This is a genomic window from Hoeflea algicola, from assembly GCF_026619415.1.
GTDB classification, from domain to species: Bacteria; Pseudomonadota; Alphaproteobacteria; order Rhizobiales; family Rhizobiaceae; genus Hoeflea; species Hoeflea algicola.
Window position 1 is genome coordinate 3,742,945 of sequence record NZ_JAOVZR010000001.1, and the last position, 10,681, is coordinate 3,753,625.

General features: G+C 59.5%; 8 protein-coding genes and 1 tRNA gene. 5 read left to right on the plus strand and 4 right to left on the minus strand.

Going from position 1 to position 10,681, the window contains the following annotated elements; translation table 11 throughout:
• Positions 1-196 precede the first annotated feature (196 nt).
• From OEG84_RS18245 to OEG84_RS18265, 5 genes are all read left to right on the plus strand, one after another.
• A complete protein-coding gene (locus tag OEG84_RS18245; protein WP_267655049.1) occupies positions 197-1,021 on the plus strand; it encodes a DUF547 domain-containing protein in 825 nt (274 codons plus the stop codon).
• Positions 1,022-1,210: 189 nt separating this feature from the next.
• Complete coding sequence (locus OEG84_RS18250) at positions 1,211-2,002, plus strand: TVP38/TMEM64 family protein (RefSeq protein ID WP_324288223.1); 792 nt, start codon at positions 1,211-1,213, stop codon at positions 2,000-2,002.
• A gap of 73 nt (positions 2,003-2,075) precedes the next feature.
• Positions 2,076-3,506 (plus strand): dihydrolipoyl dehydrogenase family protein, encoded by a 1,431-nt coding sequence (locus tag OEG84_RS18255; RefSeq protein ID WP_267655050.1) that lies wholly within the window; start codon positions 2,076-2,078, stop codon positions 3,504-3,506.
• Between the two features lie 23 nt (positions 3,507-3,529).
• Positions 3,530-4,999, plus strand: coding sequence for a sensor histidine kinase (locus OEG84_RS18260; RefSeq protein WP_267655051.1), 1,470 nt, complete (start codon positions 3,530-3,532; stop codon positions 4,997-4,999).
• Positions 5,000-5,332: 333 nt separating this feature from the next.
• Positions 5,333-5,409, plus strand: a tRNA-Arg gene (locus tag OEG84_RS18265).
• Here the strand turns inward: OEG84_RS18265 and OEG84_RS18270 are convergent.
• The 4 genes from OEG84_RS18270 to mobF form a co-directional block, all read right to left on the minus strand.
• Entirely contained in the window at positions 5,380-7,044 is a 1,665-nt protein-coding gene (locus OEG84_RS18270; protein WP_267655052.1) for a recombinase family protein, read from the minus strand. The two genes, OEG84_RS18265 and OEG84_RS18270, sit on opposite strands and share 30 nt — an antisense overlap.
• Before the next feature lie 101 nt (positions 7,045-7,145).
• On the minus strand, positions 7,146-7,715 hold the full coding sequence (locus tag OEG84_RS18275) for a hypothetical protein (protein ID WP_267655053.1): 570 nt from the start codon (positions 7,713-7,715) through the stop codon (positions 7,146-7,148).
• A 2-nt stretch (positions 7,716-7,717) separates the two neighbouring features.
• The gene (locus OEG84_RS18280) at positions 7,718-8,002 is read right to left on the minus strand and encodes a hypothetical protein (protein ID WP_267655054.1); all 285 of its coding nucleotides are present in this window, start codon (positions 8,000-8,002) and stop codon (positions 7,718-7,720) included.
• Positions 7,992-10,607: a MobF family relaxase gene (gene mobF, locus OEG84_RS18285; protein WP_267655055.1), complete on the minus strand. Its 2,616-nt coding sequence runs from the start codon at positions 10,605-10,607 to the stop codon at positions 7,992-7,994. The genes OEG84_RS18280 and mobF overlap by 11 nt, the downstream gene beginning before the upstream one ends.
• Between the last annotated feature and the right edge of the window lie 74 nt (positions 10,608-10,681).

A 10,681-nucleotide genomic window follows, 5' to 3' on the forward strand; every position in this document is an offset into this window, starting at 1 on the left:
TCCGGCCCAAAAGTCAATGAGCCCATCAGTGGCTGTGCGCGGTCACTTCCATTCACAAGCCGGTGACCCAGGCCGCATCTGTCTTGCTTCTTGGACAGGCCCGCGCAAAGTCCTGAGCAACAAACCGGTCACCGTCCCCTACCCCGATGATATAGCGCCGCTTGCGCAGCGTTACCAGCAAAGGATGCCGCCCACCATGAACCTCGATCGCCGCACCGTCCTGTCAGGCGCCATTCTGTCCGGCATTGTCAGTCTCACAGGCGCGTCTCTATTGACGCCGCTACCCGCCCACGCAGCACTGGTCGGGTTTCGCCCCACTGGCAGCGGCAGTGTTGACCACTCCGCCTATGATGCGCTGCTCAAGACTCATGTCATTGCCGATGCGGAAAACTACAACCAGGTCGATTATCGCGGTGTGAAATCAAAGCTTGGAGCGCTCAAGGCCTATGTCGCTTCGCTCGAGGCTACCAATCCGGTCACATTGTCGCCCAACGAGGCGCATGCCTACTGGATCAATCTCTACAACGCCAAGACGCTGGAGGTGGTTGCGGAGGCATTTCCGGTCAGCTCGATCAAGAAGGTCAATCTGGGTGGATCGTTTCTATTCGGTTCGGGGCCGTGGAAAGCCAAGCTGATGACCGTCAATGGCGTCGAACTGTCGCTGGACGAGATCGAACATGAAATCGTCCGCGCGCTGTTTAAAAACCCGATGTCGCATTACGGGCTCAACTGTGCTTCCTACTCCTGCCCCAATCTGGGCGCGCGCGCTTTCACCGGCGCCAATCTTGATGCGCAACTGAATCAGAATGCAGTCGATTACGTCAATCATCCGCGCGGTGTGAAGATCGAGAATAACCGCATCACAGCCTCCAAGATCTATTCCTGGTACGCTTCCGATTTCGGCGGCAAGGGTAAACTCAAGGCGCATTGGTCGAGCTTGGCGAGTGCTGACAAGGCCGCCCGCATCGCCGGCGCGTCGATCGCCGGCTATGACTATGACTGGAGCATCAACGCACTGTAACTGACCCCGGACACCGGGCCGGGGGATGACGCCGCTCTCACGCCAGCGTGAGAATGATCGGTGCCAACCTCACACGACTTTGGGATTTAGCGAGGGATTGTCATTGGCGCTTGTGTGGACCAGCCTCTAAACCAGTCTTCGAGAGCGAACGCGGACACGGCGCCGCCAATCCGAACCCGGAGACAGCACATGAACGCCCATTCCCCGACAAGGCAGATGGAACAATCGATGGCCAGCAATCACGATGCGCTGCAAGAACAACCCAAGCCGGCCTGGCGCAAATATCTGCCGCTGGCCGTGGTGGTGGCTGGACTGGGCGCAGGCTATGCGGCCGGGCTTCATGAATATCTGTCACTGAGCGTTCTTGCCGAACAGCGCGATACGCTCAAGCAGTTTGTCGCCGATCACCGGATTGGCTCGGCGCTGGGCTTTGTCGTCATCTATGCCACCGCTGTTGCCTTTTCGTTCCCGGCGGCGTCGATCCTGACCATTTTTTCAGGCTTCCTGTTCGGCTGGTTGCTCGGTGGCGCCCTGACCGCTGTGGCGGCCACCGCTGGTGCCACGGTGATCTTCCTCGCCGCCCGGTCGGCCTTCAGCGATGTTTTGCGCAAGCGCGCCGGTCCTTTCGCCGCCAAGCTTGCCGACGGCTTTGCCGACAACGCCTTTGGCTATCTGTTCGTGCTGCGTCTGGCGCCGGTGTTTCCGTTTTTCATCATGAACATCGCGCCCGCGTTTTGCGGCGTCAAGCTGCGGCCCTATGTGGCGGCGACCTTCTTCGGCATCCTGCCCGGCACCTTCGCCTATGCCTGGCTTGGCCAGGGTCTCGACAGCGTCATCGTCGCGGCGGCAGAGGCCGGACGCGAGGTTTCAGTGGCCGATCTGGTAACCCCCGAGATCACCATTGCCTTTGTTGGCCTTGCAATTGTCGCGGCCATCCCCACCATAGTTCGCAAGGTTCGTGATCGTTCGCGGGCCGCCTGAGCACTGATAGCATCGGGTCCGCATAGCCCCGTAACCACCAGCACGATTTCATCCAATCGAAAGTAGCCAGACCATGACCAGCCAATTGACACCTGATATTTGCGTGATTGGCGCGGGTTCCGGCGGCCTGTCGGTCGCCGCCGCCGCCGCTGCCTTTGGCGTCGACGTGGTTCTGATTGAAAAGGCCAAGATGGGCGGCGACTGCCTCAATTATGGCTGCGTACCCTCCAAGGCGATGATCGCCGCAGGCAAGCACGCCCACGCCATTGCCGAGGCACCCGATTTCGGCGTGTCCGCCGGCGAGGTCAAGGTCAATTTCCGCAAGGTCCATGACCATGTCCAGTCGGTGATCGGCGCCATTGCCCCCAATGATTCGGTCGAACGCTATCGTGCCATGGGCGTCAACGTGATCCAGGCCGAAGCCCGCTTTGTCGACAAGAACACGGTCGTTGCCGGCGACACCGAAATCCGCGCCCGCCGTTACGTTGTCGCCACCGGCTCGTCGGCTTTCGTACCGCCGATCCCGGGGCTCGACGACATTGATTACCTGACCAACGAAACCCTGTTTGAACGCACCCGCGCACCAAAACATCTCATTGTCATCGGTGGCGGCCCGATCGGCATGGAAATGGCTCAGGCGCACCGCCGATTGGGCGCTGAGGTTACGGTTGTTGAAGGCGCCAGGGCACTTGGCAAGGATGATCCGGAACTGGCGGCGATCGTGCTCGACAATATCCGTGCCGAGGGTGTTGCTATCCTGGAGGGCGCCAAGGTGACCTCGGTGGAAAAGCGCGGCAAGACCGGTGTGCGGGTCAATTACGAACGCGACAGCGGTGCAGGCTCTGTCGATGGCACCGACGTGCTCGTTGCGGTTGGTCGCCTTGCCAATGTGGATGGACTTGGGCTCGACAAGGCTGGCATCAAGCATGACCGGCGCGGCATCAAGGTCGGCGCCAATCTGCGCTCGTCCAATTCCCGCGTCTACGCCATTGGCGATGTTGCCGGCGGCCTGCAATTCACCCATGTTGCCGGCTATCACGCCGGCCTGGTGGTACAGCAGATCCTGTTCCGGCTGCCGGCCAAGGAAAACCGCGACATCATACCCTGGGTCACCTTTACCGATCCCGAGCTTGCTCATGTCGGGTTGACCGAGGAAGAAGCAAGCAAGCGCCAACGCGGCCGGATTTCGGTATTGCGCTGGCCCTATGCGGAAAACGACCGGGCCCAGGCCGAACGCCGCACCACCGGCCTGATCAAGATGGTGGTCGATCGCAAGGGGCGTATTCTCGGTGTCTCGATTGCCGGCGCCGGGGCCGGTGAAATGATCAACATGTGGGCGCTTGCCGTCACCAATGGCCTCCGGCTCAAGGACGTGCGCGGCTACGTGCCGCCCTATCCGACCATGGCCGAGATTGGAAAACGCGCCGCGATCTCCTATTATAGCCCGATCACACGTAAACCGTTGGTGCGTGGGCTCGTGCGTTTTCTGCGGCGTTTCGGCTAACACTGACCGGGAGAGAGTGGATCATGTCGAACGTGGAAACCCAACGGCCTGCCCGCCGGTTCTGGCCAGGGGCGACAAGTTTCTCCTCGAAGCTGTTGTGGCTGACAATCCTGTTCGTGATGATCGCCGAGGTGCTGATCTTCGTACCCTCGGTTGCCAACACCAGGGTGCGCTGGCTCGAGGACCGGCTCAACACAGCCGGCGCCGCGGCTGTGGTGATCGAAGGCGTCAACGAGATGGAGTTGCCGCAGGCGATCCAGGACGACACGCTGATGGCGACCGGTACCAAGGCCATTGCGCTGCGCAAGGACGGCATGTTCCGGATGATCGCTTCCGTCGACAAGCTGCCGATGGTCACTCATCAATATAACCTGGCCTCGATATCGCCGCTGCGGGCGGTCATTGATGCTTTTGACACGATCCTGTTCGGCGGCGACCGCATCATGCGCGTCTATGGCCCGGTGGGCGGTGATCCCGACATGATCATCGACCTGGTGCTTGATGATGCGCCGCTGCGTCACGCCATGCTGATTTACGGCCGCAACGTGTTCCTGCTCTCGGTATTGATCTCGGTGATCACCGCCAGCCTGATGTTCTTCTCCATCAACCGGATGTTGATTCGCCCGGTAAAGCGGGTGACGGAGAACATGCAGGCCTATTCCGAGGATCCGGAAAACCCCGCCAACATCATTGTGCCCGGACCACCGGTTGATGAACTGGCCGCGGCCGAAGGGCACCTGGCGCAAATGCAGACCAGGCTGCAGCAGACCTTGAAAGAGCAGCGCCATCTCGCCGATCTCGGCCTTGCCGTCTCCAAGATCAACCACGACATGCGCAACATCCTGACCTCGGCGCAATTGATGTCCGACCGCCTGTCGATGGTTGATGACCCGCTGGTCAAACGCTTCGCGCCCAAACTGTTGCGCACCATCGACCGCGCCGTCGGCTATTCCAGCGAAGTGATGGCTTATGGCAAGGCGCGCGAGGCGCAGCCGCGGCGGCGTTTCATCAATCTGGCCGCGCTGGTCGAAGAAGTCCGTGACATTGTCATCGAGGAATCCGATCCTGGCATCGATATCATCCTCGATGTCGACACGGCGCTCGAAATCGAGGCCGACAGCGAGCAGATGTTCCGGGTGATCTATAATCTGGTTCGCAACGCCGTGCAGGCGTTTGAAACCGATCCCAGCGACGACGCTGCCCTGGTTCGCCGCATCACGCTGTCAGCAAAGCGTTCGGGCTCGGTGGTGGAAATTCGAGTGGCCGACACCGGACCGGGACTGCCGGCCAAGGCCCGCGAATACCTTTTCAAGCCGTTTCGCGGCTCGGCCCGCTCCGGCGGCACCGGGCTCGGGCTGGCGATTGCCCGCGAGCTGGTGCTCGCCCATGGCGGTTCGATTACACTCGACGACACGGTTACCCGAGGCACCGCGTTCCGGATCGAATTACCCGACCAGCCGGTCCCGCTCGACACGTTCCGCGTCCGCGCCTGAGCCGGCAAGGGGCGTGCATGGCATTTGCCGTGTTCCACACAGGCTCTTGCCTGGGCCCGGATCACTCGATTGACATGTGGCCGCCCGTGCTGATTCTCCGGCCCGGTGTGCGGACATATGCCGGGTTTGTTGAACCCGATTGCGACGTTAACCAAAGCCGGCTGAGAGTCCGCTGATGGCCAAGAGAGCTCGGTAATCGCCGTTTCCGGGCAACTTTAGTGCGTTGCAGCGATCGAATTTGGCGGGGGGCGCTTTTTTCGCCAAATCCGCTTGCAATCCCCGGCGGTCCGTTTTAGGAGAACGGCCTCGCAGGCGATTTTTCGCTTTGCATGCGCGCCCGTAGCTCAGCTGGATAGAGCACCAGACTACGAATCTGGGGGTCAGAGGTTCGAATCCTTTCGGGCGCGCCACTTCCGTTCAAAACTGCGAACACCCTGGGAAATTTTTTTGCCGCCGAATACGGCGCTTTCTATCATGTGTTTTGAACCGACGATCCGTATCTGTTTGTCGTCGACGATCACCTGGTCGACGACGGATTTGAGATAGGCTTTCCTGAAGGGAATTTCGCCGGTCGCTATGTTCTCCCGCATCATGCGCCCGAACTCTTCGATCACTGCCGGCGGAATATTGGCAGCCGGAACTGCATGGGTTTTGATCCGCTCCAGCGAGGCCTTCAGGCGATCGCGGTCAAGCTTGAGCGAAGTGATACGGTCATGAAGGATGTCATCCATTTCGGCACTGCCATCCTCGACCATGGAATAGATCCGCTTCAATCGGGTTTCCGTGTCAGTTAGTTCGCTCTGCAATCGGATGATGCGTTGATCAACTTCTGCCGACTTGGCAGCACGATTTGCCGAAATCGCTGACAGGATGTCGGCGAGCCGTTCGGAGGTGAACAATCGTTCGGATAGATTGTCGACGACCAGCGTGTCGAGTGTATCCATCCTGATGGAGCGTCCCTTGCATGCGGACTTACCGGCACGTGCCGCGTTCGAGCAGGTGTAATAGCGGTGTATCTTGCCGCTGCGCGATGTTCCTGTTCTGAGCGTCATGCCGCCGCCACAGGTCGCGCAGGTGGCAAGGCCGGTCAGGAGGATCGGCCCAGTCACAACCCGAGGCGGCGTCACGCGGGGATTGCGCTGCCTGAGGGTCTGTTGGACCATTTCAAACTCCGAACGTTCGATAATGGCGGGCACAGGCACCATGATGTGTTCAGAAACGGGCTTGTCCTTGAATGTCTTGGAATCCCGTTTATTGAAGACCCATTCGCCGATATAGACGCGGTTAGTCAGAATGGCGTGCAAGGTGCCAACGCCAAATCTCGAATTGCGCTTGGTCCGGTATCCTTCACTGTTGAGCCGCTTGACGATTTCCTTGATGCCAAGCGGGCCGGATTTGCCATCGCCATACAGATAGAGCCTGTAAATAAGCCGTATCGTTTCGGCATCGACAGGGTCGATTTCCAGCTGCTTCTTGACCTTCGTGCCACGTCGTTCGACCTCGACAGCGCGGTAACCCAGGGGAACGGGTGACCCGTTGTAGAAGCCTTGTCGCGCGTTTTCTTTCATCGCTCGCAAAACATGTTTCGCGTTCTCCTTTGACTGGTATTCGTCAAAGAGCGCGATCACCTGACGCATCATGACCTGGGCAGGATCGTCATTGAGTTCCTGGGTAATTGACACCAGTCGGACGCCAGCCTTGGCAAGCCGTCTGAGATAAAATTCCAGCTGGAAGCTATCACGGAAAAACCGAGAATATGAGTGAACGACGATAACATCAAATGGATGATCGGCATCCGTTGCGCGTTCAATCATTCGCTGAAATTCGGGCCGGTTGTCATCGGTCGCAGAGGCGCCTGATTCAACGAACTCCTCGACAATATGCCAGACTTTTGATGTGCAGAAACCGGAGAGCTGTTTTCTCTGGTCCGGAATCGACAGATCGGAGTCGGCCTGGCGTCCGGTCGATACACGCAGGTAGGCAGCGACACGCAATGTGGGAGCCACATCACCGGCCGCCAATTGTTTCATGAGTGTCTTTGCCATGCCCGTAATCTCCTGTTCTTCGCTTTGTTCCTGGTTTTTGACTACCGGACAGCCTCTGTGATGTCCGGCATTTTCTTCGGCGAGTTGACATGTCAACCCACTCACAAGATCCACTTTCGTGGGAATGTTGTCGGCGCGATTTGTTCGGTGATGACAAAAACGGCTTTTACACGTTTGCGGCGATGGGGAGCGTCATCAGCTTCGACAACTTGCCCGTCTGTAAAGGTGTCGCAAAATTCCCAACCTTTGATGGCAACTACGTGCCGTCCAAAAAAGACGGCTGTCGGGTGTGTGCGACAATAGCCTTGGCGAGCTTTGAGGTAGGCAGCCAAGGTCGGCTTATCGGTGTGGTATTCCCAATGGCCATCAAAGCCGAATAGCCTGAGAACAGACGCGAGTTCCTCGCTGGTGGTTCCCATTATTGGCGGACGGCGAGGAAAGCCGATCCAGCGGTGTTCGAAGCGGACAAAGCGGTAGGCATCGCGCACCACCGATATGGGCTGCCCTGTAATCGCAGCCACCGCGGTTGGACCACAGAATGCAGACGTTCGCACGTCGTGGATGACATCCTTCAAGCCCCAGTTTGTCAGCGACTGGGACTTGGGAAGCGACTTGGCGATTGTGTTTTTCGGAGCAGCGACCGATGCGGGTGTAGGTTGAGCAGTGTTCATGTTCAGTTTCCTTTGTTGGTTGTGTGGTTTGTATTCGCGGTACAGCCTGATGAGTTGGAGCACCGGGTAAGCAGCTCGCTGATCTGATCAGCGAGATGGGTTTCGATGGCCGCGACCTCGTCGGCAGACACGCGCGGGCGTTCGGACATGTCGAGAATGAGATCCGGCATGGCCCGCTCAGCGGCATGGTTTCGGCGCGGACGTGGCTTTCTGCGTCGCTCTGGCACGGGAATGCCGGGGCGATAGCGAAGCACAGGACGATCCTGAGAGACGGCATCAGAGCGCATGGTCAGCCTCCCAGGTCCTGCTTCGCACTGGCTCGGGCGCATCGCGTTCGCTCGGCAGATAGTCGAGCGTTGTCTGTTTGATATGCGCGATTGCCATGCGCTCGCCGAGCCAGCGCCTGCGGCTATCCTGGTCCGGTTCAGGCAGGCTCAAATCTGCCGCTGCCATCTCCTTGTCGATCCGTCGACTATCCACAACCAGAGCGGTTTCGCCCCTGGCGCGGCTTACCGCGACATAGATGTCATGCCGGTCAAAGGCGGGGGAAACGAGAACTGCGGTCTGCTCGACGGTCGCACCCTGGGCACCGTAGATTGTCGAGGCATAGGCCAGCCCAAGTCTCGCCCGGCCCTGCTCGTCTGTAAGTTCGGAACTGTCGAACTGGACGGTTCTGTCACCGATCCTCACTGTGAGGGTTGCATGATTGCGGAATGCTCTGTCCGTGCCGGGACCAACAGGCTTGACAGCAATCACTCGGCCGACTGTACCGTTGATCACACCGACCCTGTCATTTCGGACCAGGAACCGAATCTGGTCTCCTGCAGCAATGTCGACGCGGTTTGCATGTCCAGACGGAGTAACGGCATCGATCCCGATGTCCTCGCCCCGAATGAGGTGTTTTTCGCGCAGGCGTGTGCGGACCTCTCGGCTGATTGCCGCCACTTCAGCATTGGTTTTCGCGACGATCAGGAAGGAGTTCGGCTTTGACGACCCGAGGTATTGGTCGACACGATCAACCACGGCCTTGACTGCGGCCTTCTCACCATCCGCTTCAATCAATAGGTTCCGCTCGGCAAACCCGGCAAGCGCCTTGTCAGCCTGCCCCCGCCCGAAGGCTGCCACGGCATCACGGGCCCAGGCCTCGCGTTGCCGGACAATGGTTTGAACACGGACTGCCTCGATCGCCTCGGCAACAAGCCGCAGGCCTGACCCCGCTCCGATCGCTTGCAATTGACCGCGATCGCCAGTGAGAAGCACTTTTGCCCCGGCAACCCGAGCGGCGGTTAGAAGACCGTGCATGTCTCGCGAAGCCAAGAGCCCCGCTTCATCGATGATCAGAACAGTTTTCGCATCGAGGAACGGTAACCCGTGTTCTGCCCGCGCAAGCCAGGAGGCTGTGGCCCGCGCCTCAATATCGAGATCGTCGCGAAGGGTATTTGCAACTCTCCAGGCGCTCGCAGCACCAACGACGCGGTATCCGGCCGTCTTCCAGGCTGTGACCGCAGGTGCAAGCAAGGTCGTTTTGCCGGTCCCGGGCGCTCCCTCGACAACCGCGATCCCCGCTTTGCCGGTCGCATATGTGACAGCAATCTGCTGCTCTTCGCTCAGCCCTCTCTTGCGACAGTCGGCAACAAGACGCTCGCCATCGATCTGGAAGCTGAGGGATTTCGCCATTCCAGCGGCCATATCGACCACTTCGCGCTCGATCCGGACCATCTCCGGCGTCGAATAACGTGGAAGGCCGATGCGGTCGCGGCCAAGTTCCACAACCTCTGCGGTCTCCAGCAGTTTGGACACTTCCACGTCAATGCGCTCGGCCCCGAGACCCGAGCCGACCAAGGCTTCTGCTACGGCGCGCACAACATCGCGACGCTCAAACACGCTTCTGGTTTCAGTCAGCTTCGCGGGAATGGCTGCCAGCCGTTCGGCAACAGCTTCATTGTGTTGGCCTGCGTCGTCAAAGGATCGGCGCTGGTTTTCAATGACAGCCACTGCCGTAAAACCGATACGGCGTGTTGCATCGCGCCAGGCCAGTTCCCGGTCAATTCCGTCCTTGTCCTTCACCTTGCGACTAGACCGCGCAATCGCTGCAGCAAGGGCGGCCGACCGCTCAGCGTGCTCGCCCGCTGTTTTCAGTTCTTCCACAATTTCCTGACGACGGGCGGAGAAGTAGGTGATCGTTTCATCAGCCACGCTTGCAATCTCGAAGACGCCGTTGGAGCCAATACGGTCGATCTGAAGACCTGCCTTCATCACCCCCGCAGCGAGAGCTGCGTGATAGGTGGCTCCTGTGGCCATCTTCCAGTCGCGCAAGACGGTGGAATGCAGTGCTCCAACCGATTTGTCCGACCGCGTCGCCAGGTTGAGAATAACGCAATGGGTATGAAGGTTCGGATCGGCAAATGTGAAGCCATCGGCATGCTCTGCCGGCCTGCTTTCGCCATGGCGGAAGACCGCCGCCGACAAAGAGACCCGTTCGATCCGGCTACCGCCCCGGCCGCGCCGAGCAAACGCCGCTTCCTTTTCCACAAGCTGGAGCGTCTGGCGAACCGCATCCGCATGCGCGGCTTCGATGGCAGATCGCGTATCTGCACCGCCGAGCGCCCACATCAAGGACACTGACCGCGGCGCGGACAGCGTCACATCGAAAGCTGGAACCCGATTGATGCGACCGCCGCCATTGGTGACAAGGGATTGCCCCTCGGCATCCTTGCCGGAGAACAGGCGATCGAATAGAGCAGCCTCAACGACGGCTCCGTCGACAAGGCCATGATCGCCTGCCGGGGCAAACCACACACCGCGCGGCTCAACACCTGTTTCGCCCGTGTAGTATGCCGTCTGCTTCGTGTAATAGTCCGCGCTCGCCGCGGGGGTCCAGGTTGCCACCATGGTTCATCTCCTTGATGACTCCATGGTCGCCCGGCTCAAAAAGGTTGCTGGCCTAATGACCTCAGAAGACTTTT